The sequence below is a fragment of the Cellvibrio sp. UBA7661 genome, from assembly GCA_002483365.1.
Lineage (GTDB): Bacteria > Pseudomonadota > Gammaproteobacteria > Pseudomonadales > Cellvibrionaceae > Cellvibrio.
Map to the genome: position 1 here is coordinate 105,219 of DLHT01000018.1, position 25,439 is coordinate 130,657.

Sequence of the window (25,439 nt, forward strand, 5' to 3'; positions counted from 1 at the left end):
AGAGCTGAAATTCAGGAATCGTGCTTTAACACTACAACAGGGGAATAAAAGGATTCGTATGAAAAAGTTAATCGTGATCGGTGTTTTGTTTGCAGCCTACTGGTATTGGAATGACGGACAGTTACCATTTTTAAATGGCAACAGTGGTGTAGCGGTAGATGGCAACGGAAACCCGGCGGTATGGGTTTTTACCTTTAGCGGTTGCGGCGATGCGTGTAATAGCGTGGTAAAAGAATTGCGTAACCGCAATGTGCCTTTCACTGAAAAAGTGATCAGCCCCGATCAGCGCGATGAGCCAGATTATAAATTATGGCAGGGGTTCCGGGCAGGCAATGCATTTCCCTTGGTCGCTGCAGGCAATCAAACTGCAACAGGTTCTTATGTTCCCGCTATAGCGAGTTTGTTAGGAAAAACATTTGGCGAGGCTTATCTCACGCCAGCGGAAAAACGCTACTTCAAATCGCATTTCAATACGGATGGTTCGCCCCGCATTGTGTTGTATGGAACCGATTGGTGCGGTTACTGCGCCGCGCTGCGTAAAGAATTCAGGGCAAATCAAGTTAGCTTTCAGGATGTAGATGTAGAAAAACAAGGCGATAAAAACCAGTTGCTCCAAACCATGGGTATTAACGGTTATCCGGCCACCTGGGTGGGTTATACCAGAGTTCAGAATGGATCTGATTACAATGCGGTTATGTCACTGGTAAAGAATTCAAATTGATCCAGCATTTTTAAAAAGCTTCCAAAAGGTTTATAGGTAATGATGAATTTTAAAAAGTGTGTCGCGCTGTGTGCGATGTTATTCGGTGTAAGTTCTTTGGCAACTGCAGAGGTTATTCCGGTTTATCAAATCAGTGAAGCAAGTGGTACGTTTTTGCAAACCACGCTCACGCACGATATTTATCGCTACAGTGCCGATACCAAATTAAATGATCTTGTCGTTACCGACCAGCAAGGCAACCGGTTGCCTTATCGCATTGCGGCACCCAGTGTGCAGAGCAGTGAGCAGACAAACTTTACGCCAGTGCGGTTTTTTCCGGTGGCAGTGGGTACTGCACCGGAAACCTTATTGGTGTTGAGCAGTGCATCCATCCGTTTGGATGACAACCAAATTTCGGTAAGTGCAGTTAAGGCTGATAAAGAGGAATTGCAAAACCAAAGCGCGCCGACCGATTTTTATATTGCCGATCTCAGCGATTTGCGCACCCGTGCCGACAAGCTTGCACTGCTCTGGCCCATCAGCGAGCAGCACCAATATTTGGAGGTAGATGTCAGCGGCACCAATGACATGAGCAATTGGTCGCCCATTACCAAAACCACATTGGTGCAATTAACTAAAGAGGGCGAGCGTTTAACGCGCAATAAAATCACGCTTAACCTGAGCGAGAAACAATACGCTTACATCAAGTTGAAATTTACCCGTGGCAATGAGCAGCTTCAGTTAACACTGATTCAAGTGGAAAATACCGACACCATTGCCAACGCCCCCAAGCCGGATGTATGGGAAGTGTCCGGTGAATTGGCAGACGAACAAAAATCGGCACTTCATGCAATTAATGGCGGCGCAAAAGTGCAAACCGCCGCATGGGAATTTGTGCGTGACGATATAGCACCAGTTAACCGCTTGAGCCTTAGCCTCGGCACAGTGATGTATGGCGATAACGTGAAAATATTTTCACGCAATACTGAAAAGCAGCCGTGGAATTTGGTGCATCAAGGTATTTGGTTTAACACCCAAGTGGGCGATACCTGGCAGCAGAGCGATGCGATTAACGTGTACAACAATAGCGATACCCAATGGCGCGTAGAACTAAACGAACTCATCCGCACCACCGCCAAGCCGCAACTGGTATTCACCCGCCAGCCGCAGCTTCTGCAATTTATCGCCAACAACGCTGCCCCCTATAACATCGCCATAGACACCCAAGCCGCCCCCGACAACCAACAAACCACTACACAAATTTTCGTGCAGTTGGTTAACGGCAAAGACATCGAATGGTCACAAACCAACACCACCGAACTAAAACCCAACCTAAACTCCTTCGCCCGCCACGGCATGCAAATCAGTTGGAAAACGATTTTGTTCTGGGCAATTATGATCGGCGCAGTAGGTGTGTTGATTTGGGTTGCTGTGCGGTTGATGGGGCAGATGAGAACTTCTTAGTAATTATTTTCATTGATGAAGCTTATTTATTAAATAATGTAGGTGGCAACATGGAAAAACTAGAAAAAAACTTACCGTTATTGTTGGTTGTAGGCGTAATAGTATGCATTTCGATAATTTCGTTCGGTACATTAAGTAATAAAGAAAGTGCTCTCTTAAGTCTATTATTAACAATTTTATCAGTAATTGTTTCTTGGCTTGTATCCAAACGTTACAGTGATTCCCAGCATGCAAAAGCAATTCTTGAAGTTAAAGAAATGCATAGTGAAAACCTTCGTACCTACGCCCTAAAAGCCGCGGAAAAAGTTAACAATCTTTCTTTACAGTTAAATAGACTATCAACTTATTTAGAGATGGAGCTACAAAACGTTGATTATGAGAAAGATAGCGAAGCTTTAAGTGCTAAGGAGGAGCGACTTGAAAGTGCAATACATATGATAGCTATGCTGAAATCAGTGAACGATACATCCTTAAGTGATTGGCAGGGGGTTATCGGTGACGAAATTGAAGAGCAGCGTGAGGAGCAGGAGGAAAGAGAGGAGGAACTGAGATCTTTAGTTGGTCGATTGGAACGTCTTTGGCTTGACAATAAAAAAGATACAGGTGTTAGCACAGAGGAATTAAATCAAAAAATAAATAGTCTTAGAAAGGAAATAAAAATTGCTGTGAGCAATATATCAGGAACGCCTCTTTCAACAACTAGACCAAAGAAAATTGTTAAAAGAAATGTCGAGGCAAAGTGCACCAACTGTAAACACATTAATGAATATGTTCAAAGAGCTAGAAGAAACAGTGTTAAACATATTGTATGCAGTCATTGCTCTGTAACATTAATCTCCAGATTCAATCCGGAAAACGATAATTTCATAGTAGAGCAAGCAGGCCCGAAACTTGAAACTATTACTTGTCCCAACGAGATCTGTAGCTCGAATATTAAAGTTATGATTGATACTCAGCCTCATACCAAATCAAAAATTGTGTGCGATAGCTGTAGCTCAAGCATACATTTAAAAAGATTAAGTAGCGGAAACGTCCAAGTAAGCATGACTCCAATCCTAGGCGACTCGGATTTGCTTACGGATGAGTTACTACAAGAAATTAAAAGCTTGCTTCCTGATCAGCCATGGCCAAAATACATACATAAATCTGTCGCTAAAGAACTTGGCTTATCTAATGGAGTGGTTCAAAGGGCAATAAGGGAGCTGATTAAAAAAGGGGATTTTAAAGAACAAATTGACGGAAAATTATTTGAGTTAAATGAGATTGGCTTATCATAACTCCTGATATTTTATAGAAAATAAAGAGATATAAATGGCTTCAAAATTTTACGTAGTATGGGCGGGGCGCGAGACGGGGATTTTTACGGATTGGGCTACGTGTAAAAAGCATGTCGATGGATTTGTGGGGGCGCGTTATAAATCGTTTTTGAGCCGTGAAGAGGCTGAGGCAGCGTTTGGTAATGCAAAGCCTACGACTGGAACTGGCCGTGCTGCGCCGAGTGGGAATAAAGTTAAAACCTACAATGCGGCGGAAGTGAATGCGCTGCCGCAGCAAGTAAAAATATTTACCGATGGTGGCTGCGAACCTAATCCGGGTGAGGCTGGGTCTGGTGTGGCGGTTTATCGCGATGGTAAGTTGGTGGAGTTGTGGTATGGGTTGTATAACCCGATGGGTACTAACAATACTGCCGAATTAAATGCACTCCACCAAGGACTATTAATTGCCCAACACGACATCGCCCAAGGCAAAACCGCTGCGGTATTTTCCGACTCACAATACGCCATACAGTGCGTAACGGTATGGGCAATTGGTTGGGAAAAAGCCGGATGGAAAAAGAAGGGCGGGGAGATTAAAAATCTGGAGCTGATTAAGGATATTTATTCACTGCACCAAACCCTGAAGAATAGCGTGCAAGTATTGCACGTGAATGGCCATGTGGGTGTGCAGGGCAATGAATTGGCTGACCGCATGTCGATACTTGCCATTCAAACCCACGAAACCGAGTTTGCGCTTTATCGCGAACCTTTGGATATCAACGCGATATTGGCAACACGCGCTGGTTAACGACGGCATTAATAACGTCACACTGATAACAACACTATCGATAACAAAACGAAAGGAATTACCAAAATGACATTAGGTGCATGCCCATGCTGTGGTTCTCGCAATTTAAAAAAGCTACAAGGTGAACAATTTACTTGTGTGGATTGCAAAGCGCCCTTGCGTTTTACGTGGAGTGCTGCGCACATTATTGGAATTTTTTTGCCGGTATTTTTGCCTAATTTATTAAAGTCCTTTCCTGATACTGTGCAGTATGGTGTTCCTGCTGTGTTATTGGTTGTGCTGTTGATTCTGTACTATCGCTATCGCCGGTTTTATGTGGATGATATTGGTGTGGCAGAGGCCATTAATGCACGCAATAGTGATTTAACCCATATCAACCGGTTTGTTGCAGGCAAAATAGGTGCGATTGATTTTGTCAGTAACATCGATGCGCTCAAAAGCACCTATGCAAAAGAACCAGCGATACAAACGCTGATTCAAGATCACTTTAATCGGGTAGGTGGTCTTAGTCTTAGCGACCAAGCGGCAGGATTCTCGGCTGTGTATCCGAGTGTTGATCTCATGAGTATTGCTGCTGAGCAACAAAAAGCAGCCAATGATGAAATCGCGCGTTTAAAAACTTACAAAATTACCGTTTAGAAGGCTGCTCTTTGTTTACCAAAACCGTCGCTGTACAAAAATCTGCTTATGTTTACCTTGGAGTATTCTGCCTATTCGCATTAGCGCTTTGGGCACCTGCTTTGTTTATTCCCTTTTGGGGTGATGATTATTTTTTTCTGACCCAAGCTCGGGATGCGCGTCTAACTGGTAATTCATGGTGGTTGCCGTTTGTGACTCCATCGCAAACCGGATTTTGGCGGCCATTGAGTATGGATACTGGCTGGCGGTTTGTAGAGCAATTTCTACAGGGGGATTTGCTGTATTCGCATTTGTATTCCTGGTGCTTAACATTATTATCGCTCGCCGGTATTGCGTTATTTGCATTCCAATTTGCGCGGGCAATGCGGTGGCAACAACCGCTGCTGATTGCGTTACTCACCGCCGCGCTACATGCCGTACATATAGTGACCTATTTGCCGCTGCATTGGGTGGCGGCAATGAACAGCCCTACATTAGTTTTCTTTTTAAGCATTACACTTGCTGTTTGGGTTGCGTTACCACGTATGCAGGGTGCTAAACGTTGGCTGACGCTGCTCAGTTTGCCGCTACTGCAATTGCTATCGTTATTCAGCAAAGAACCCGCCATCCTGATTCCTGCTTTGGTCGTTGTGCTCGCGATTTTTCTACATAAGCAACAATCCTATAAAAAAATGGATATCGCCATGTGGTTTATCTGTGTGGGTATTTGCGTGCTGTGGCTTTATTTTTATAAAGAGTTCACGCCCAACCGCCACTCTGCATATGGATTAACACTGGGGAAAAATATCACCATCAACTCACTGAGTTTTTCCGCATGGATTTTTAACGTTCCGCGTGAAGCCTTGCGCATGATTGTCACAGCCGGTTTTTGGGAAAGCAAGTTTTGGATAGGCAGCCTGTGGGCAGCCGCCTGTTTCATTCCGATGGCGATAGTCTATTGGATCAGCCTGCGCACCTTAAAACCCGCGTTCACGCTTATCCAATGGCTGGCAGCATTGGCCTTTTTAGTGATCGCCTATGGCCCTTATTTTGTATTGGCCGACCAAGCTTATGAATATTACGCAGCAGTCGCGATGATATTGCCTTTGTTGTTAGTCGCGCGCGCATTATTGGTTGCAAGCAAACTTAAAATGGGATTGTTATTGGTAGGTATTTCATCATTCATTGCAGTGCAGGGCACGCGCTCGGCAGAATATCCGGCAGTGATTGATCGCGCCTTTTGGGCAGAGCGACAAGTGGAATATTTACAGCAGCAGCCAGTGTCAGTACCTCTGTTGGTCAGCGTTGCTAATGAACACCAATTTGCCGCGTTGGGAATTCAGGGAATTGAATGGCGCTTGGGGTTGGCAAAAGGCAGTGTGATACTCACACCCACCTGCGAAGTGCAAGGCAAGCTATTATCTAACCGGATACTGGTACAAAATTCTGCAGGGAATTTTGTGTGGCAAAACTGCCATTAACTATGTGAATAAAATGACTCTGAAAACGATTCTTCATAATAATCATAAAGAGCTTGCTCTGATTATCGGCAACGGCATTAACCGTTATAACAGCGATGCAGGCATTAACTCATGGGATGCCATGTTGTTGGAGTTATGGGAAAAACACACTCTGGAGGATGCGCAAGCAATTCCATTAGGTATTTCGTTAACCGAATTTTACGATGCGCTGGATTTAAGTAGCCAATTAAAAGAAAAAAATCTGCAAAAAGAATTTTGCGATTTTCTTACCGGATGGAAAGCAAAGCCGCACCACCATGCGATTGTTAATTGGGCGAAAAACCTCAATACACCGATACTGACCACCAATTTTGATGAGACGTTATCCGATTGTTTGGCATTGAATTTACATCACGCCGACGGCCAACGCTTTACCGACTTTTATCCCTGGAGCAGTTGTTTTGCGCCTGCACCGGTTACTAATGTCGCACGCGAATTTGCTATTTGGCATATCAACGGTATGCAGCGATATTCGCGCAGTATCCGTTTGGGTTTGAGCCACTATATGGGCTCGGTAGAGCGGGCGAGGGCGTTGATCCATAAAGGTAACCCCGGTCGTTTATATGGCGATAATGACAGCAAAATCTGGAACGGTGAAAACACCTGGCTGCATAGTATTTTTAATTGCGATTTACTTTTTCTCGGCCTGGGGCTGGATACCTCCGAAATATTTTTGCGCTGGTTGTTGATCGAACGCGCCAAATATTTCAAAACATTTCCTGAGCGCGCCAGAAAAGCTTGGTACGTCTACGCCGGTAAGGATATATCCCAAGGGCAGCTGATTTTCCTGAAAAGTGTGGGCTGCGATGTGGTTAAAGAATCCAGCTACGATGCGTTATACACAGACGCATTTTTGCCCACCTCCTGATCCTCGGTTTGGTTTTGTAAATTTCCTCCTATTTATCTGATAATTAAGGTAAATTGATCGCAGCCGGTAAAGGCTCGCATCGATAAACCATAAGACCACAGCGATAAAAAGATAAAGAGGGGCTAAAGATGACTCACCGCGTTACCCGTTCCTTAGTGGCTCTGGCCGCATTGCTCGGCCACATGGCCTATGCAGCTGAATCCATCACCCAAACTACACCTTCGCCAGAGCAGGAAGAGTGGATTGAATTATTCAATGGTAAAGACCTGAGTAATTGGACGATCAAAATCCGCGGATATCCACTGGGCGAAAATGCGTTGGATACCTTTCGTGTGAAAGATGGCGTGATGCAAGTGCGTTACGATAACTACGACGAATTCGGCGGAAGGTTTGGCCATATTTTTTCCAATGCTGGCTCATTTTCGCATTACAAAATCCAGATCGAATATCGTTTTGTCGGCGAGCAAGTCAAAGGCGGCCCCGCATGGGCGTGGCGCAACAACGGCATTATGTATCACGCGCAAGATCCTAAAACGATGGCATTGGATCAGGATTTTCCTGGCAGCATGGAATACCAATTATTAGGCGGCAACGGTAAAGATGCCCGTTCAACCGGCAACCTCTGCACACCGGGCACACACGTTGTCTATAACGGAAAATTTACCGAAGATCACATTATTAATTCCAGCAGCGAAACTTATCACGGCGACCAATGGGTGACTGCTGAATTGGTTGTGCACGGCAGTGAAAAAGCCGAGCACTTTATCAACGGCAAAAAAGTACTGGAATACACCGGCCTGCAGTGGGATGACCGCACCCCAAACGACCGCGGCTACATCGCACTGCAAGCAGAAACCGCACCGGCGGAATTCCGCAAAGTCCGTTTATTAAACCTTGAAGGTTGCATGGATAAAAAAGCAAAAAACTACAAACGTTATTTGGTGAAAGATAATCCGAAAGCGTGTCAATACGAGTAGAAGATTATATCGGCTCATAAGTGTTGCGTGTTCGATACGCTCGCAGTGAGCAGCCGCTGAATGATTTAAACGCTTCATTAAAGCGGCTGACTCGCGCTATGAGCGGGTGATCGTGACTTTATTACCGTGATGTAAAGTGATGGCATACACAGGGAAGGTGAGTGATTTTGAAAAGCGCGCAATTCACATTGCGCGCTTTTTTATTGGTTCAGCATTATTTTTAAAGTCAATTACACGGTATTACAAAGCGTTAAGGTTTTCTTGGTGAAACATTTTTGTTGGTGTAGAAATAGGTATGGAGTAGGATTGGTTGCTTAATGCTCATGCCGAGGCTAGGTTAGTGATTGTAGGGCGTGCTTTGTGAAGCAAGCCGCCGAAGGTCTCAGGTGTGCCGAGACTGTGTCAAAACGTGCTCACAGACCAAAACTATTTGTGCAGTAATTTTTTGAGATGGCCGTTCTGCGACGTCTAGTAGATTCTCTACTAATTACATTTAATTCAACTATTTTTTACAAATTACCCGCACAAACAATGTGAATCGCAACCGGGCACAATGTCATTGTTGCGGTTCATTCCTCACCGGCAACCTACCGCGCCTGTGTTTTCACAGGCTGTGTAAATTGATGAAGCGGGAGGCGCGGTATTTGGCAAAGGCATTTAAAATAGAAATGGGTGAATACATGCGTACGATTACGCTGCGTTAATCGTACCTACATCTACCGCGCCCGATATTTAAAATCACGTATCTGCACTTTTCCTTTGCTTTCACCTGCACAATACAGGGCTACTTTCAAACTCAGGAATCTGCCGAAGACGTTGTGGTTGATGCCGGAGACTTCCATGCGGGTGCCGAGGGTTGTCCAGGTTTGGCCGTTGTCGTATGAGTAGGCGTAGGTGATGACTTGATGGTCGTTAATTAACCGTAGACGCAACTTGCGTGATTTATGCGGGATGCGCGCCCAGCTATGTTCTTCTGCGTATTGATAAATTTTAATGGCTTCAGCATTAAAACCTAATCCGACAAATGCCTTATTGTTGTAAAACAAAAGTAAACCGGCTTCTGCATCGCCGTGCAAATCAAAATCCACATCTACTTGATAGGCGCGATCACCCACGACGCATGTTAGCGGCGATGAATTTGCAGGTGAATTTCCTGCTGCTGTCAGTTCCAATGCTTTATGGTTGTATTTAATGCGCGAACTTTCGTTTGCACTTGGGTTGTGAAAAGTCCATTGGATGCCGAATTTATTGCGCGAGAAATCATCTGACAATGCCATGCCGGAATCACCGCGTGAATCGGGCAGGGGCTTGGGTAGTGGATGGGATAAATCGCCACCTTTTGCGCGGAACCAGCCATCACTTGTCCATTCGATAGGTTCCAAAATAGTTTGGCGGCCAAGTGTTCTGAATCCATTTTCGTAGGCGTGATAAATCATCCACCATTCGCTTTCTTTATCGCCGCCAGTTGATGGACCTTCGATTAGAGTCGCGTGTCCGCGCGACCACCAGGGTTCAGCCTCTGATTGCGTGCGCACTAACGGGTTGTGTGGGCAGTGCTCCCAAGGGCCGTGGATTGAACGTGAGCGTGCGGCAATTACCATATGGCCGGTGACTGGACCTGCAGTGCCACCAACGGCCGTGACCAAATAAAACCATTCACCGCGACGCAATAGTTTTGGGCCTTCCGGTGCAAAATTTTCTACGATCCAATCATCGGGATAGCGCCACGGACTATAGGCGTGCTCCAATGTTCCGTCGGTGGCCAAACCATCATCTCGCAAACGGATTTTGCGGATGCCATTCACAAATAAATACCGCTTTCCATCTTCACCTACCGCATGACCTGGGTCGATGCAGCCATCAATTTTTAAATCGATGGGGTCGCTCCATGGGCCGTTAATATCATCGGCCCAAATAACATAAGTGCCCCAGGGTTTTCCTTCCGGCGCGGCGGGAATATAAATGTAATAACGGTTGTTGTGTTTGCATAAATCCAACGCCCACACAGTACCAATATTTTTTTCCAATGCAGGGCCGATGGGAACCCAATTCACTAAATCACGCGAATGCCAAATAACAATTCCGGGGTAAGAATTAAATGATGAAAACGTCATGTAGTAATCATCGCCATCTTTCAACACGGTCGGGTCCGGGTGATCGCCAGAAATGATAGGGTTTAAAAAAGTGCCGTTGCCAAGATCGGCTTTGCGCTGGCCTTCAATCCCGCGCGCCCATTTTGGTTTGAATGGTGTATTAACCACCGGCGCGCAAGCTGGCTCTGTTTTTTTTGATTCCACTGCGTGTGTGCGATTCACCAGCGCCAAAGGCGATACTGCTGCTGCGGTTAAACAAGCTTTGAACAAAGTTCTGCGTGTTTTATCAAACATAGTTAATCCTTAAGGGCTACCGGCAGTTGCGTTTTAGCATTTTGTGCTTGAGCTATTGGTGTGCTGGTGCGTACAGGTTTTTTGGGCGAATGTCCGTTATATAAGTTATAGATGCCTGACAAGCCGACCTGTAAAGATTCAATGGAGGTATGCACGGAGTTTTTCTGGAATACCAGATCGTAATCAAATTCAACGGATGAACCTAACACGAGAATGGTATCGGTCATTGCAGTGAAATTTATGCTGTCAATTGGCCTTTCATAAATGCCCACAGGGTGCGATGGTGTTGTGAAAAAATTCGTATCTGCATTGTCATTCACGCTCACTTCACCGTTAAGTAGCGCAAACCACGCATACGCGTGATTGAGGGGCAATTCATAGCGCCATTGCTGATTGGCATTCAGGCGAACAACAAAATAATTTACCAGCGACGGCGCCGCAAATTCACTGCGCTTGTGACCATGCCACCCCATTAATACTTGCACCGGATCATGCGCTTTCTGGATGCTTGGTATTTGCGATGTGGTTGCTGGTGCAGGTATTGATGTAGATGTTTGTGCAGGTAATTGATACGCACTTTGCGGCGGCGAATTTTCTAACGCAGGCGACAATGCAATACACACTTGCACAGCAAAATAATCCGGTGTGGCAGGTTCAATGGAATGCAAAATACCTGAGCCTGAAATAACCCAGGCCCAGCCATCTTTTTTTAATACGCCCTGTTTTCCGGTAGAGTCACTGTAAGTCGCTTCACCCGCAATCACATAGGTGATGATGGCCAAACCAGATGCCGGTGTTAGTGTCGGCTGTTCATCCTTGGATGAGGGTTGTGCACTGCATAACTTGAGCGACACAAAAGGTTTTATTTTTTTAAGTTCATGCAACGCAGCAAAAAGATTAGTGCCGGGTTGATAAACCATATTTTCTGTAAAAAACGCTGTATCTCTCAGTAATCTATTCATAATGGTTACCAATAGGGCTTATCTACTTTCCTGCACCTTGCATAAGCGCATCAAACGCTTTTTGATCCAGTACAGTATTATTTGTGCGATCCAACAGCTCACCTGTGTCCCATAAAAAAGGCACCATGCCGTTGGCAATCGCTTGCTGTGTAACGTATTTGAGATAGTAAGCACGACCATCCAAATGCAATTTCAAATCATCGCCGGTTAACTGTTTGCGAACGCCCAAGCCGTACTCACCCATGATGACGGGAATACCTTTATCAACAAATTGGGTTTTTATGCGCGCAAATTGCGTATCTACGTAATCTTCTTCGCCCCATGTTGGGTTGTGGGTGGTGTCGGTAGTGGAATGAAAACCTTTACCCCAATAAAAAAATTGATTGCCCCAGGTTTCGTCTTTGGTCATGCCGGTGTAATTCCACGGACTGTAGAAGTGAATTTCCACCATCAATTTATTGGCAACCGCATCATTGGGCATGGTTGTCCACAATTCATTGGTTTTATCAATATCCGTGGACGGGCCTTGCACGACCAACACCCGGTGGGCATTTTTGCCACCGGTTGCGCGCACGGTATCGATAAATGTTTGGTGATAGCTGTGCAGCACTTGCATCTGTTCCGCAGTGTCTACATTGGGTTCATTCGCACTGGCGAAAATCAGGTGTTCATCAAAATCACGCAGGTGTGTTGCGATCTGCTCCCAGTAGGCTTTTTGTTTGGCGTTGTTGTCAGCTTGCTTGGCGGGAGTGACATTATTTTCTAACCAACCGCCGTCCCAGTGGATATTCAGTATCACGTACAAATCATTATCCATTGCGTATTGGACAACTTCTTTCACGCGGTTTAACCAATGAATATCAATTTCAGCAGTCGCCTGATTGGCATATTGATCCCAAGAGACGGGCAGGCGTATCGCGTTGAAACCCGATTGTTTTACAAAGGTGACAAATTCCTTGGTGATTTTAGGATTGCCCCAATAGGTTTCAGATTTGCCGCCCATCGCTTCCAGAGTGTTGCCGATGTTGAACCCTATGTTGATCTGGCTGGCAATCTGTACCGCGGTACTTTCCATACCCGTTGCATCGGCAGGCAAAGGGTTCACGTTGTAATCAGGATAACCGCCAGCAACTGATGCATTGCTGGATGCTGCAGCGGAGGATATGGATGAGGCTGTTGACGATGGCGCAGTGGATGACAGCGCTACTGACGAAGGTGCTAGTGATGAAGGTGTAGCAGAGCCTTTTGTTGGTGGCGTTGAACTGCCGCCACCTCCGCCACCACAGCCTGTGGCTATGAATAAACCGGACAACAATCCAGACAACAAAAGTGTATTTATTATTTTCATGATGATCCCTGATGCGATAGTAAATAAAAACTGCGCGTGTTCAGGGGGCAAGTGTGCCAATGGAATACAAGAGGGGTTAACGCTTGAACTAAAAACTGTAGCAATTGGTAAAAAGTGTTAGTTTTTTTACCTTAAGTTGAAGTCATTCGGGGGATTGTTCATGCCCTTCGGTGAGGGTTTTGTCATGCAGGCTTTTGTATACCTTGGGTGTACAGCGATATTCTTCTTTAAATAATTTATTAAAGTAAGACACATTTTTATAGCCGACGGAGTAGGCGATCTCGGCAATATTGGCATCTTCCTCTTGCGCCAAAAGACGCGCCGCTTCCGTCAGGCGTAACTTGTTCAAATAGCCGGTAAAGGTAAAGCCTAACTCGGATTTGAGGATGTCATTGATTTTGGTGCGGCTCACGCCGATCTCTATCGCCATCGCCTCCAGATTTAAATCGGGATTAGCGTATTGGGTGGCCATAAAATGTAGGATGGCGCTGCGGTCTTTATCTCTTAGCGGCGCTACTGAAATTTGCTGATAAGCAACCAGCGGGCGGTCGCGTTGGATTTTATTTTGTAGTTCGATAATTAACGCGCGCGAGTGCTGCCGGAAAAACCACAAGCCATAACCGCTCCACACCAATACCAACACCGCCGCCAACAGATACAGATAAAACCAATTGTGCCCAACCAGCGTAATTTCACTGATCTGTACATTGGTGTCGGTATTCATCGGCACTTGGATACTGCTACCAAAATTAAGTTTGGCGACCTGATTGAGCTTGTAGGCTTTGTTCGATAAATCTACCTTGAACATTTCAAACCACCACTGCGCAGTTTCCAGCCGGGTCAAATCCAATTCAATTTTTTGCCATTGCTGGTTGCAGGCAAAAAAAGTTGACGGGCTGCGATAACTTAAATAATCACCGTGTGTGGATACTTGTTCATCAAAGGTAAGCAGGGCGAAGCTGAGCGTGCTGGGAATGGAGCATTTACTGCTGAAGGTCATTTTATCGAACGCGGATAAATCCACGTATTGCGCATTTCCGTCGCGGTCCTTGAATACCAAATTGACTGCGCCGTAGGGGTAACGTGCTGTGGGCGTGAGCGCGAGTTGAAAATTCAGGCTGAATTTATCATCGGTAATTTTTACACTGGAATCGCCACCCTGATCGCTATCGGTTTGGACTTCTGTCTGCCACTGCAGGTGTTCATTGGTGTTGGGCAACAATGACACCTGCAAAAATGTTTTATCGATACAGAAATAGGCAACCAAGCCGCTGGTTAACAACAACGAAAGAAAAACCAGAAATGCTTTGTTATAAAATTCCTGCATGATGCGTTATCAACCGTGAGGGGAGAGGCATCCTACCATTAATGCCCCTCATGCTCCTCTTTTTTCAGTGTTGATAAGTAGGCAACCAAATCGCGCAGCTCGGTTTTGGTCAGCCCCAAGCCCATCGGCGGCATAGGCGAAATTCCACCAAACTCCAACTTTTCAATCTCGGCGCGCGCAATGGTTTGCGTTGCGTTATTAGCGGTAATGGTGACATCCGTTTTTGTTTCTGCATCGAATGAGCCTTCAATGCGCTCACCATTTTTCTTGACCACCGTTACCCGCCCAAAACCGGGCGCAATACGCGCGGCCGGTGCAACCAGTGCCTCCAACATTTGCTCGGGTGAAATGCGAGTGGCGATGGTAGTGAGATCCGGCCCCACTTTATTGCCGCGGCTGCCGACCATATGGCAACGGATACACTGGGTAGTGTTGCTGTAACGGAACAGGGCAACGCCTTTTTTAGCATCGCCACCGTAAATGGCTTCGCGATACATATCGAGCGGATTGTTCGGGTCTTTTTTACTTTCGTAATCCGCCAGCAATTGTTTCAGCTCGGGCGTGCCCAATTGCTCTGCGGCGGTGATCACTTCCAGTTGCACTTGCGGTGCAATTTTTCCGTCGATCAACAATTGCATTTGCGTGCGGAACACGGCTTCTGCTTCCGGCGCTTTTACATTCGCGAGCGAAAGCAGCGCTGCTTGTTGTTCACCTTTGGTACCGTTTTGCAGCAGAATTTCATGCATTTCTACTACTTGCCCAACCGGTAAATTCAGATCCGGCAGTAAACCCAATGCAACCATACGCACGGCTTCGTCTTTGTCGTTCATCGCCGCGAATGCAATTTTGCTCATATCGCTGATATTGAAATGTTTGAGTGAATTCAATGCCGCAATGCGCACAGCAGGTGATGGATCTTTATTCAACGCCTGAAGCAATTGTTCGTTGGACTCGGCCACGTTTAATCCGGCAAGAGCCACAATGGTTGCTTCACGCACTTCTGCTGATTTATCGCTTAACAATACTTTGTAAGCACTACCCAATGCTTGTTGGGCATCGGCAAGTTTATGGGAAACTGCACCACGGTATTGGCCGGTTACGCGGTCAAAGTCGGATGACTTTTCCCACACTGCCAGCGTTTTTAATGCTTCAGCGCGCAACGTGCCTTCTACGTTATCGCGCTGGGCAAAACTCGCCAGGCGCATCGCGTTTTCCTGGCTGCTGTTTGCGCCAGTTGCGTACAGATTTGCATTAATGGCACGGCGCAAAAGCGGTTCATTTTTAAAGCGCGGTGCATCCAATAATTTGGCGAGGATCGGCATGGCATCCACAACAAAATCATCATCGCCAATCGCACGCGCCGCATTAGTGACAATAAATTCACTGCTGTCACTCAGGAACAGTGACAGGGCAGGGCTGCGCATATGTTTTAACGCAACCACTGCTGCGATACGCACCGCTTCCGAGTGATGCGTTGCCAAATTACTCAGTTCACGTTCGTTCCCGATGCGAGCCAAGGCAATAGCACCGGCATGGCGCAAATAAATATCGCTGTCGTTGTTGCGCTCCAGTAATGCGATTAAGGGCGCAGTCGCATTTTGGGCACCTATGCGCCCCAGCGCTTGTGCAGCAAAAAATTGCACACGAATTTCGCTATCATCCAAACGTACGATCAACGCCTCGGTTGCCGATATTGCTTTGGAATCGCCCAATAATTTTGCTGCTTGTGCGCGGATTTCTGCATCGCTGTCATTTAAAAACGGCAGCAATATTGCGTTTATCTGTGAATCTTTACGCGCGAGTTGACCCAAGCCCCAGAGTGCGTGAATGCGTGCGAGTTGGTGGCCGTTATTGTTGGCAACGGCTTGCAATTGCTCCACGGCATTGCGCTTAACCAATTCAAATTGCGCTTTCTGGCGTACACGCATATCCGCGTGCTGGAGTAAGTTGCTTAATTGTTCCGGCGTGTGATTGGCAAAACTTTCGGCCAGCCGCGCCTGTGTATCTTTGCGTTCATCGTTCGCGGCAGTAGCCGGTGTATCCAATTTCCAAATGCGGCCTTTTTGTTTTAAACCCCAACCTTCAATCCAGTCGCTCATGTAGAGCGCACCGTCGGGGCCAAAATCCAAACCAGTGGCCAATACACCGCGGAAAATATTCTGGTCGCTTGCCAATTCAAACGACGCGCCTTTTGGTTTTAAAGTGAAGGCATTGATGCCAGCGCGTGCGGCCGAGCCGACAAATTCCACCACAAAAAAGTGATCTTTCCATTCATCGCTCAAGCCGGTACCGGGGTGATAAGTCATTCCGCTGGGGCCAGCGTGGTAGGGTGCAATGGGTGGCAATACGTGTGCAGCCTGGCCTGCAAAGGCGGGCTTGAAATAGTCTTCATCCATCCAGACTTTGTAGGTGTTATTTTTGGGATCGGTGTATTTGCCTAATTGCCAGTTGGTACGCCAACCGGAATCAGAACCATCGATGGGATAGACCACACGTTCGTATTCGCCTACGTGATCGCCATCGTTATCCACACTGATTAAATTGCCAAATTTATCAAACGAAAATTCGTATACGTTGCGCAAACCAGCGGCATAAACTTCAAAATGACTGCCATCCAATTCACTGCGCACAATTACGCCCTGATTAGGGTAGTGCCATTTTTTTCCGCTGCTGTCGATAACACTGGTGCCTACATCGCCCATGCTGTAATAGATGCGGCCATCCGGCCCGATGGTTGCACCGGATAATCCGTGGCCACTAAAACCAATGTGCACACCGTAACCAAATGCGAGGGATTTTTTCTCATCCATTGCTCCGTCGCCATTGGTGTCTTTGACTTTCCATAAATCTGGCGCGACGGTGATAAAGAGATCATCGTTTTGGTTGTCGTAAAACATTCCACCGATCACATCAGTCACTTCGGTATTGAAATCGCTGATCACGGTTTGCGCGATGTCGGCAGTGCCGTTGCCGGTAGTGTCTTCCAAACGCACTACCTGTTCTTGCATCACCGCAAGATCTTTCCAATCGCGAGTGCCGTCTTTATTGCGGTCTGGCAGCTTTTCATTTTTAGCGCTGTTTTCCGGCGCAAAAATCTTGTGCAAAAACGCACGGCGATCCTCAATGGTGGAGAAGGTCATGGAGGGATGTTCCCAATCGGGATAGCCGCGAATATCAAACTCCGAGTTGTTGCTGCGATGGCTGATGCCCGCCCAGATACGGCCTTTATCATCCACATTGATAGCCACGGTATCGCCCAATAACGCTTCCGATGCCCAGAGCGTGGCTTTCATGCCTTGCGCGGCGGTGATGCTGACTTGTTGTTCAATCGCCTTTGCACTTTGTTCTGCTTCGGCATCGGTTATTTTCACAATACTCAAGGGCGCGCTGCTGGCAGCGGCAGATACCGGCACATTGGCGTTGGTGGAGGCATCAGTGGAGGTATCTTTTGAGCAGGCCCCCAGAAATGCCAGGGACAGAAAGAGAGCAAGTGGTTTTTGATTCATAAGGCCCCGCTAATCATTATGGTTATTCAGCAATGCCGGACATACCGACGTTCATATAAATATGATTATAAGGGGAGGAAGGATAAACAAAAACGGGGGCTAGGTCAGATTGACGTTAATAGACATTAATTAACATAACCCCCGTGGATACAGAACGCTAGCGCGGGATGCCGTCTGGAACCCGCGCCACTTTTGCAGCTTGGGTACCTGCCGGTGCCTCATAGAGGCCGACTTTGGAGCCCAGATGATCGCGTACACGGATCATGGAAAACATGCCGCCCATTTCCAGTTTTCCGTAACGGCCTTCGCCCATCATCATCGGCAAGGTGTTTTCCGGCCCTGGCATATGCCCCATATCGGTATGGATCTGGTGCTCGGCCATGCCGGTTTCGCCCATCGCCATATAACCTGGCAACACCTTGTTCAATTGCGCCTCGGGCTGTTTTGCGCCAATCATGTTTGGGATGCCGTGCCCCATTGCATTCATGGTGTGGTGGCTCATATGGCAATGGAATGCCCAATCGCCGGGAACAGCGATAAATTCCAGATCGCGCGTTTGGCCGACACCTACAATCTCTGTCACCTCTTTGCGCCATTGGTTTTGCGGCCAGCGGCCACCGTCGGACCCGGTGATGTCAAATTGCACGCCATGCAAGTGGATGGGGTGATTCCACATGGATAAATTGCCCACGCGGATGCGCACGCGTTCGCCGGTTTGCGCCACCATGGATTCAATAGCCGGAAACACTTTGCTGTTCATGGTCCATAAATCAAATTCGCTCATCACGCTTGGGTCGGGCCGGTAAGTGCCCGGGTGCACTGCCCAGTTGTGCAGAAGTACAACGTAATCGCGATCCACCGCCGGTGTCACAGGTTCTTTGGGATGAATAATAAACATGCCCATCATCCCCAATGCCATTTGCACCATTTCATCGGCGTGTGGGTGATACATATGCGTGCCGTGTTGCGTCAGCGTAAATTCGTACACAAAGGTTTCGCCGGGTTTGATGGGCGGTTGGGTTAATCCGCTAATGCCATCCATTCCCCATGGCAACAAAATACCGTGCCAGTGAATACTGGTATGTTCGGGCAAATGGTTAGTGACATAAATTCGCACGCGGTCACCTTCAACCGCTTCAATCGTCGGCCCCGGTGTACTGCCGTTATAACCCCAGGCTTTAATTTTGCTGCCCGGCGCAAATTCGTGTTCAATTTCCTCTGCGATTAAATGAAATTCTTTTACGCCATCATTCAAACGGTAGGGCAGTGTGCGTCCGTTTGGTGTAATGACCGGACGATAGCCTTGATCAGTCACATCCGGTTTTTGAGTGCTGACAGTGGGAATTTCTTTTGTTGTTTTAACCAATTTTTTTGCAGCAGGTTGATGTTGTGCCGGTGAATGATGCTGTGAGTGATCTGCATGCCCACCGTGGCCGCTGTGATCTTGTTGCGCGCGCAGCGGAAAACTTGCCGCCACCAATCCTGCCGCGCTACCCCGTAATAAAAAGTCCACTAATAAATTGCGGCGATTAATCATGGTGATGCTCCTGATGATGTTGGTGTGTATCGGAGGAGTTTGTTTCTGAGGCGTGCATTTCGTGATGCTGCGGTATCGATGCAGAATGCACAGGCAAGGCTTTTCCCACTGCCAACTCCAGTTGCGAGTGCGCTTGCCAGTAACTATTGAGCAGCTCGGTAAATTGATGCGCAAGTTGGATGTGTTGCCGCTTGATGGATAACAATTCAAATGGACTACCGAGCATGAAATTGACTTCGCGCTGGGATAGTTCCACTCGTTTTTCCGCAGATGCTAACGCCGCACTAACCAATTTCAATTGCGCGCGCGCCGAGTCCATACGGTTTAACGCTTGGGCGATTGCACTATCGGCATCCAGAGATATTTTTCGGATGCGGGCATAAAGTGCATCCTGCTGTGCATCCAGCATTGCTTGTTTATCCTGACCACGGTTAAACAGCGGTAATGCCAATTCAATTTCAGGGCCATAGTGTTTTGCGCCATCAAATTCGCGCTCAACACCAATACCCAGATTAATGTCGCGCCATCCTCGCTCTTGCCTAACTAATGTGCGGCGCTGTTCAATAACAGACAGTTGTTGGTTGGCAATTTTTAAATCTGTTCGCTCGTGTAATGCGATTTCAAGCAACGCAGAATGCACAAACCTATCGTTCGGTAATGGCGATAATTGAGTAGGTAGGTTGATGGATTTATGAGATTCCAGTCCGATGAAATTCAATAATTGCAATTGTTTTTCATTGGCGCGGCTTTGGCGTTTTTCCAATTGTCGTTGGGCGCGGCGCAGATCATTATCGTAGGCCAGAAAATCATTTTCGGACAGGTTACCCGCTGCATAAAGACTTTGCGCCAATTGCTGTTTAGCGGTAGCGGCGTCTACCAGTTTATTGTCGATATAGCAGTGTTGTAATTCTGCTACTGCATCAAAATAGAGCTGCGCTGTTTCACTGATAAGTTGTTGTAATTCCGCTTGCAATATCAGCTGCGCCTCCAACCGATTTTGCTCCGCAAATCTGCGTTTTAACGGGCGGGTAAAAAAATCCAGCAGGGGCTGGCTTAATCCCGCATCCAATTGCCAGCGCCCACCATCTTCAGGCTTTAACAAACCAATGCTCAGGTGCGGGTTATCAATTAACTCTGCCTGTAATCGTTTGGCATCGGCAACGCCCAAACGGGCAAGTTGAATACGCACTTGCGGTGAATGGGACAGCATGATTTGCACGATTTTATCCAGTGACAAGAGTTCATCGCTCTTCACATCGACATTCATTTGTCCGAGTGTATTGTCAGCCACTTGTGCTTGCGGGTACTGCACCGCGAGCTGTTGCTCAACCTGAGTAATAGTCGTAACTGGTGGCGTTGATGCGCAAGCAGCCAGCAATACACTGGATGCAATGACGCAGACCAATCGCCCGCCATGGGAAAAAGATTTCATAAATTCTTCCTGACAAAAATGCGGGTTCTTTATGCAATTATCGCTATTACAAGTAATTGCAATTAACCAATAAATAATTGAATAAAAAATGAAAAACACATGTAGAGATAAGCAACCAATTGTTTAAGGTTAACTAACAATCGCAGGGGGTTTTTGTAGCTGTGGCAACAAAGGTTGTTCGGGAGAAGACGGACTAAATGGAATCAGACGGGGGCTGGTGGTATCGCGGTTTGGCAACGGTGCATCAATAAGAATGGCAAAGTGTAAATGACAGGCAAACTGACAATGTTTGCAGGCTGTAACCGTATCATCCGGTACATCAACCTTCTGATGGCAAGGGCTTGATGTTTGATTATCAGCAATTACATTTTTTTCAGCGGATGCTGTTGAAACGGCAATATTCAACTGGCTTTCCAGTTGTGCACAATGTACCAATTGCCCCGCGATTGCCTGCAGCGGGAGCCACAGGCACAGCGCGATAACCAGTTGGACATATTTGTGCTTGTTCATGGTGAAATTATTGATCCCCGTGGCATGTATTACAAGCAATTGCATCAAGGATCGGGCAATCGGGTTTGTCATCGCCGTGACAACGCCCTGCCAAATCATTTAATGCATTGCGCATTTGTTGTAATGACTGGATGCGCTCGTCCATCTCTTGAATATGTTCCAGTGCCAATTTTTTAACTTCAGCACTGCTGCGGCCAGAGTTTTGCCAAAGGCTTGCAAGTACCGCAATTTGTTTCATTGAAAAACCCAGCTCGCGCGCACTTTTAATAAAGCGCAGCAAATGAATATCGCGTGTTTGATAAACCCGATAATTTGCATAAGTGCGATCGGTCGGGCTAACCAACCCCAGTGATTCGTAATGACGAATCATTTTGGTGCTGATGCCAGTTAATTTGGCTGCCTCGCCAATACTGTGCAAGCCCAGTGCATGGGCATCGGCCAATTCCAAAGTTGGTTTTTGTGCACGTTTATTCATGACAGACCTGTTTTTTTCATAACAATATGCGGAGCTTGCCAGCGACGCAAACGCAATGCATTGGTGACAACAAATACACTTGATAGTGCCATAGCACCGGCTGCCAACATGGGGGATAACAACACACCCCATAGCGGATAAGCTACGCCCGCCGCTAACGGGATCAGTGCTGCGTTATACGCAAACGCCCAAAATAAATTTTGCTTGATGTTACGCATAGTCGCGCGCGCCAGCCCAATACTTTTGGGCACTCCCTGCAAATCGCCACTGACCAATACCAAATCCGCACTTTCAATAGCGATATCGGTTCCAGTTCCAATCGCCAAACCCAAATCGGCTTCTGCAAGGGCCGGTGCATCGTTAATACCATCACCCACAAACGCAATGCTGCCATGTTCAGTGCGCAATTGTTTTACTGCATCCACTTTTTGTTCGGGCAACACTTCAGCAATAACGGTATCGATACCCAATTTTTTTGCAATTGCATTCGCGGTGCGCTGGTTGTCACCGGTAACCATCGCAATATTAAAACCTAATTGATGCAGTGCTGTTAATGATTCAACAGCGTCGGGTTTGATAGTGTCGGCCAATGCCATCACTGCGGCAATCTGGTTATCCACTGCCATGTAAATGGGTGTTTTGCCTTCATCGGCAAGTTTTTCTGCTACAGCAGAAAATAGTGTGAGATCGATTTTTTGTTGTGTGAACAACCGATCCGCGCCAATTAAAATTGAATGGCCGGAAATGCGCGCACGTAAACCGGAACCGGAAATCGCTTCAAATATTTCCACCTCTCCCGCCGTAATATTCAACTGCTGTGCTGCTTCAATTAACGCGTGGGCAATCGGGTGTTCAGAGCGTTGTTCGGCTGCGAGCGCGAACGACAATAAGTGGTTTTTGTCAAAACCCGGCGCGACTTCAAAATCTGTCAATTGTGGTTTGCCCACCGTCAAGGTGCCGGTTTTATCAAACGCAATGGTTTTGATGTCGGCAAGACCTTGCAGTGCACTGCCGCGACGGAATAACAATCCCATCGTCGCTGCACGGCCAGTGCCCACCATGATGGAGGTGGGTGTTGCCAATCCCATTGCGCAGGGGCAGGCAATAATCAACACCGCCACTGCATTGACCAAGGCAAAACCCAGCGAAGGTTCGGGCCCAAACATAAACCAGAAAGTAAAGGTGATTGCTGCAATCGCAATCACTACTGGCACAAACCAGCCGGTAATCTTATCGACCAAGGCTTGTATAGGTAATTTGCCGCTTTGGGCATTTTCAACCAAATCAATAATGCGCGCGAGTAAGGTGTCTTTGCCGGTGCGGGTGACTTTGTAGGTAAACGAGCCGGTGGTATTGAGCGTGCCGCCGATTACCTCATCGCCTACGGATTTTTTCACCGGAATAGGCTCGCCGGTCATCATGGATTCGTCGATAAACGAGCTGCCTTCTACCACTTCACCGTCCAGTGGAACCCGTTCTCCGGGGCGAACCAGCAAGTATTCGCCCGGTTGGATAATGGCAAGTTCAACAACGTCAGTTTTGCCATCTTGTACGCGAGTAGCCGTTTGTGGTTGGAGTTTTACCAACTGGGCGATTGCGTCGCTGGTGCGGCCGCGGGCGTTGGCTTCCATCAAGCGGCCGAGCAAAATAAGTGTGACTATGACTGCCGCCGCTTCGTAATACACATTGACTGTACCCGCCGGTAAAGCAGCAGGCGCGAAGGTCGCTACTAACGAATACATCCAGGCCGCAAGGCTGCCCAAGGCAACAAGAGAATTCATATCAGGCGCAAGGCGGGCGAGGGCAGGCAGGCCTTTTCGGTAAAAGATCCGCCCGGGGCCGAACATCACCAGCGTTGTCAAAACCCCCTGTATCAACCAATTCCACCAGCCGAGATGGGCCATTAACCAATGGTGGAATGCAGGTATTGCATGGCTGCCCATCTCCAATAAAAACACGGGCAAGGTCAGCGCAAGGCTCAACTGGAATTGTTGTTTGAGGGCAAGCCGCTCCTGTTCGTGTTTGGCTGCTGAATCTGTGCGATCGGTCGCCTGCTGGCGGTCGATCAGCTGCGCGCTGTAACCTGCCTGTTGAACCTTTTGGATAAGCACTTCACTGGCCACAGCTTTCGCCAGATTCAAATGCGCACGCTCAGTCGTCAAATTGACGCTAACCGATTCAACCCCATCAACCTTGGCCAGCGCGCGTTCAACATGAGCAACACAGGATGCGCAGGTCATCCCCTCAATCGCCAGATCTATTTCACTGTGGTGTTTCATCATCACCTCTTACACCGGTTGGGCGGGATAACCAGCATCGTCCAATAACGCCAGAATTTCACCTTGACTCAAACGGCTTTCTATTTCCACTGAATGATTTGCCGGTGTTGCGTTAACCCTTGCCGATGCATCAACGCTTTGGATGGCGCGGGTAATTGCCGCTGCGCAACCACCACAAGTCATAGTCATCACCACAAATTTATACATGATGAACTCTCCTGTACGGGCTTGGTAAACACTTGGATTGATCAAGATAGATTCAGGTTAAGCGTTACCATGGTGGTAAGGTCAAGCAAAAAAATACGGTGTTTTGATTTGCACGGTGCGACGTAAGTCACTAGGATTCCGCACTTTTCTGGTGCTGAAAGAGAGTTATGTCATTGAAACACTGGCTGCATGAAACCCGGTTACTCTTTGGAATAGAGCGCAACACCACTAGTTATACCGAGAAAATTATCTCAGGGGTGGGCGCTTTTTTAGGAATATTGGCTGTTTATTGGGGAGCGCGCTGGTGTTATCCCGATGGATTTATGCATACCGCAGGTACGTTGTTAATGGTCACCTCAATGGGGGCCACAGCCGTTTTGCTCTTTGCTGTCCCCCAAGGTGCGCTGTCACAGCCTTGGGCGGTCATTGGCGGTCATTTGATATCGGCATTTATCGGTGTCAGCTGCCAGCAATTGTTCCCTGACCAAACCTGGACACCTGCACTTGCCGTTGGCCTCGCCGTCGGCCTGATGCATTTCGCTCGCTGCATGCACCCACCCGGCGGTGCAACGGCGCTGGCCGCCGTTATAGGTGGAGCCGAAATTTACCGGCTCGATTACTGGTACATGCTGTACCCCATACTGGTGAATGTTGCCTGCATCATGTTGGTTGCTATTGTTTTCAACGCATTCTTTCCTTGGCGCCGCTATCCGGCACACCTCGTCAGACGCAAAATTGCCAAGCCTGCTGTTGCGGCGGAGCGTCAATTTGAATTAACACAAGAGGACTTTTCTGCGGCGATGGAGCAACTCAACTCCTATGTCGATATTACCGCTGAAAACCTGACCCAATTATTGGAGCTGGCCAAACAACACGCCGAGAAAAATATTACCCACCCGGAGCAGATTACCGCCGGGCATTACTACAGTAACGGCAAGTTGGGGAACCTGTGGAGTGTCCGCCAGGTTGTAGACGCCGCCAACAGCACCGATGCCAGTAAAGATCAGGTCATTTATAAGGTCGTCGCCGGAGAGGGGGGCTACGCCACGGGTATTTGTCTTCGTACAGAATTTCGCCAATGGGCGCGCTATGAAGTCAAACCCCAAGCGAATGGCCATTGGAAGAAATTAGATGACGAAGATTAACGTCATAAATCCATCGATTATTACAAAATCCAACAAATTTCAGGTGTGTAGAGATGGGGAGTCGGGATAAGATTCCCCAGCCCTTGGGCTTGAAGGTTTTTTCATGGCAACAA

The 25,439-nt window shown here is 47.4% G+C and carries 20 protein-coding genes; 9 read left to right on the forward strand and 11 right to left on the reverse strand.

What is annotated here, in order from left to right:
- The first annotated feature begins 58 nt into the window (after positions 1-58).
- From B2739_RS15665 to B2739_RS15700, 8 genes are all read left to right on the forward strand, one after another.
- Positions 59-721: a glutaredoxin domain-containing protein gene (locus tag B2739_RS15665; RefSeq protein ID WP_331346789.1), complete on the forward strand. Its 663-nt coding sequence runs from the start codon at positions 59-61 to the stop codon at positions 719-721.
- A 39-nt stretch (positions 722-760) separates the two neighbouring features.
- Positions 761-2,164, forward strand: a complete 1,404-nt coding sequence (locus B2739_RS15670) for a DUF3999 family protein (RefSeq protein ID WP_331346790.1) — start codon at positions 761-763, stop codon at positions 2,162-2,164.
- A gap of 50 nt (positions 2,165-2,214) precedes the next feature.
- Positions 2,215-3,441: a hypothetical protein gene (locus tag B2739_RS15675; RefSeq protein WP_331346791.1), complete on the forward strand. Its 1,227-nt coding sequence runs from the start codon at positions 2,215-2,217 to the stop codon at positions 3,439-3,441.
- A gap of 34 nt (positions 3,442-3,475) precedes the next feature.
- On the forward strand, positions 3,476-4,228 hold the full coding sequence (locus B2739_RS15680) for a ribonuclease H family protein (RefSeq protein WP_331346792.1): 753 nt from the start codon (positions 3,476-3,478) through the stop codon (positions 4,226-4,228).
- A gap of 66 nt (positions 4,229-4,294) precedes the next feature.
- Positions 4,295-4,867 (forward strand): hypothetical protein, encoded by a 573-nt coding sequence (locus B2739_RS15685; protein ID WP_331346793.1) that lies wholly within the window; start codon positions 4,295-4,297, stop codon positions 4,865-4,867.
- 11 nt (positions 4,868-4,878) lie between these two features.
- Entirely contained in the window at positions 4,879-6,327 is a 1,449-nt protein-coding gene (locus B2739_RS15690) for a hypothetical protein (protein ID WP_331346794.1), read from the forward strand.
- A gap of 13 nt (positions 6,328-6,340) precedes the next feature.
- Positions 6,341-7,234: a hypothetical protein gene (locus B2739_RS15695; RefSeq protein WP_331346795.1), complete on the forward strand. Its 894-nt coding sequence runs from the start codon at positions 6,341-6,343 to the stop codon at positions 7,232-7,234.
- A gap of 128 nt (positions 7,235-7,362) precedes the next feature.
- Entirely contained in the window at positions 7,363-8,211 is an 849-nt protein-coding gene (locus B2739_RS15700) for a DUF1080 domain-containing protein (RefSeq protein ID WP_331346796.1), read from the forward strand.
- A gap of 716 nt (positions 8,212-8,927) precedes the next feature.
- On the opposite strand, the gene B2739_RS15705 is transcribed toward B2739_RS15700, so the two are convergent.
- The 11 genes from B2739_RS15705 to B2739_RS15755 all read right to left on the reverse strand — a co-directional run bounded on the left by B2739_RS15705 (position 8,928) and on the right by B2739_RS15755 (position 24,181).
- Entirely contained in the window at positions 8,928-10,598 is a 1,671-nt protein-coding gene (locus tag B2739_RS15705) for a family 43 glycosylhydrolase (protein ID WP_331346797.1), read from the reverse strand.
- Positions 10,599-10,600: 2 nt separating this feature from the next.
- Positions 10,601-11,560, reverse strand: coding sequence for a pirin family protein (locus B2739_RS15710; RefSeq protein WP_331346798.1), 960 nt, complete (start codon positions 11,558-11,560; stop codon positions 10,601-10,603).
- Between the two features lie 22 nt (positions 11,561-11,582).
- The gene (locus tag B2739_RS15715) at positions 11,583-12,908 is read right to left on the reverse strand and encodes a glycoside hydrolase family 5 protein (protein ID WP_331346799.1); all 1,326 of its coding nucleotides are present in this window, start codon (positions 12,906-12,908) and stop codon (positions 11,583-11,585) included.
- 142 nt (positions 12,909-13,050) lie between these two features.
- The gene (locus tag B2739_RS15720; RefSeq protein ID WP_331346800.1) at positions 13,051-14,235 is read right to left on the reverse strand and encodes an AraC family transcriptional regulator; all 1,185 of its coding nucleotides are present in this window, start codon (positions 14,233-14,235) and stop codon (positions 13,051-13,053) included.
- A gap of 38 nt (positions 14,236-14,273) precedes the next feature.
- Positions 14,274-17,741, reverse strand: a complete 3,468-nt coding sequence (locus B2739_RS15725; protein ID WP_331346801.1) for a HEAT repeat domain-containing protein — start codon at positions 17,739-17,741, stop codon at positions 14,274-14,276.
- A 157-nt stretch (positions 17,742-17,898) separates the two neighbouring features.
- Positions 17,899-19,278, reverse strand: coding sequence for a copper oxidase (locus tag B2739_RS15730; protein WP_331346802.1), 1,380 nt, complete (start codon positions 19,276-19,278; stop codon positions 17,899-17,901).
- Positions 19,271-20,710, reverse strand: a complete 1,440-nt coding sequence (locus B2739_RS15735; RefSeq protein WP_331346803.1) for a TolC family protein — start codon at positions 20,708-20,710, stop codon at positions 19,271-19,273. The genes B2739_RS15730 and B2739_RS15735 overlap by 8 nt, the downstream gene beginning before the upstream one ends.
- Before the next feature lie 129 nt (positions 20,711-20,839).
- On the reverse strand, positions 20,840-21,115 hold the full coding sequence (locus B2739_RS15740; protein ID WP_331346804.1) for a hypothetical protein: 276 nt from the start codon (positions 21,113-21,115) through the stop codon (positions 20,840-20,842).
- Positions 21,116-21,227: 112 nt separating this feature from the next.
- Complete coding sequence (cueR, locus tag B2739_RS15745; protein ID WP_331346805.1) at positions 21,228-21,695, reverse strand: Cu(I)-responsive transcriptional regulator; 468 nt, start codon at positions 21,693-21,695, stop codon at positions 21,228-21,230.
- Positions 21,692-23,977 carry a heavy metal translocating P-type ATPase gene (locus tag B2739_RS15750; RefSeq protein ID WP_331347109.1) on the reverse strand — a complete coding sequence of 762 codons (2,286 nt, stop codon included), beginning with the start codon at positions 23,975-23,977 and terminating at the stop codon, positions 21,692-21,694. The genes cueR and B2739_RS15750 overlap by 4 nt, the downstream gene beginning before the upstream one ends.
- A gap of 6 nt (positions 23,978-23,983) precedes the next feature.
- On the reverse strand, positions 23,984-24,181 hold the full coding sequence (locus B2739_RS15755; RefSeq protein WP_331346806.1) for a heavy-metal-associated domain-containing protein: 198 nt from the start codon (positions 24,179-24,181) through the stop codon (positions 23,984-23,986).
- Between the two features lie 167 nt (positions 24,182-24,348).
- Here B2739_RS15755 and B2739_RS15760 point away from each other — a divergent pair, with 167 nt between their 5' ends.
- Positions 24,349-25,326: an HPP family protein gene (locus B2739_RS15760; protein ID WP_331346807.1), complete on the forward strand. Its 978-nt coding sequence runs from the start codon at positions 24,349-24,351 to the stop codon at positions 25,324-25,326.
- Positions 25,327-25,439 lie beyond the last annotated feature (113 nt).

Bases quoted from the DNA above. Each gene is read 5' to 3' on its own strand.
- B2739_RS15665 (WP_331346789.1), top strand. From the start codon at position 59: ATGAAAAAGTTAATCGTGATCGGTGTTTTGTTTGCAGCCTACTGGTAT.
- B2739_RS15670 (WP_331346790.1), top strand. From the start codon at position 761: ATGATGAATTTTAAAAAGTGTGTCGCGCTGTGTGCGATGTTATTCGGT.
- B2739_RS15675 (WP_331346791.1), top strand. From the start codon at position 2,215: ATGGAAAAACTAGAAAAAAACTTACCGTTATTGTTGGTTGTAGGCGTA.
- B2739_RS15680 (WP_331346792.1), top strand. From the start codon at position 3,476: ATGGCTTCAAAATTTTACGTAGTATGGGCGGGGCGCGAGACGGGGATT.
- B2739_RS15685 (WP_331346793.1), top strand. From the start codon at position 4,295: ATGACATTAGGTGCATGCCCATGCTGTGGTTCTCGCAATTTAAAAAAG.
- B2739_RS15695 (WP_331346795.1), top strand. From the start codon at position 6,341: ATGACTCTGAAAACGATTCTTCATAATAATCATAAAGAGCTTGCTCTG.
- B2739_RS15700 (WP_331346796.1), top strand. From the start codon at position 7,363: ATGACTCACCGCGTTACCCGTTCCTTAGTGGCTCTGGCCGCATTGCTC.
- B2739_RS15705 (WP_331346797.1), bottom strand. From the start codon at position 10,598: ATGTTTGATAAAACACGCAGAACTTTGTTCAAAGCTTGTTTAACCGCA.
- B2739_RS15710 (WP_331346798.1), bottom strand. From the start codon at position 11,560: ATGAATAGATTACTGAGAGATACAGCGTTTTTTACAGAAAATATGGTT.
- B2739_RS15715 (WP_331346799.1), bottom strand. From the start codon at position 12,908: ATGAAAATAATAAATACACTTTTGTTGTCTGGATTGTTGTCCGGTTTA.
- B2739_RS15720 (WP_331346800.1), bottom strand. From the start codon at position 14,235: ATGCAGGAATTTTATAACAAAGCATTTCTGGTTTTTCTTTCGTTGTTG.
- B2739_RS15725 (WP_331346801.1), bottom strand. From the start codon at position 17,741: ATGAATCAAAAACCACTTGCTCTCTTTCTGTCCCTGGCATTTCTGGGG.
- B2739_RS15730 (WP_331346802.1), bottom strand. From the start codon at position 19,278: ATGATTAATCGCCGCAATTTATTAGTGGACTTTTTATTACGGGGTAGC.
- B2739_RS15735 (WP_331346803.1), bottom strand. From the start codon at position 20,710: ATGAAATCTTTTTCCCATGGCGGGCGATTGGTCTGCGTCATTGCATCC.
- cueR (WP_331346805.1), bottom strand. From the start codon at position 21,695: ATGAATAAACGTGCACAAAAACCAACTTTGGAATTGGCCGATGCCCAT.
- B2739_RS15750 (WP_331347109.1), bottom strand. From the start codon at position 23,977: ATGATGAAACACCACAGTGAAATAGATCTGGCGATTGAGGGGATGACC.
- B2739_RS15755 (WP_331346806.1), bottom strand. From the start codon at position 24,181: ATGTATAAATTTGTGGTGATGACTATGACTTGTGGTGGTTGCGCAGCG.
- B2739_RS15760 (WP_331346807.1), top strand. From the start codon at position 24,349: ATGTCATTGAAACACTGGCTGCATGAAACCCGGTTACTCTTTGGAATA.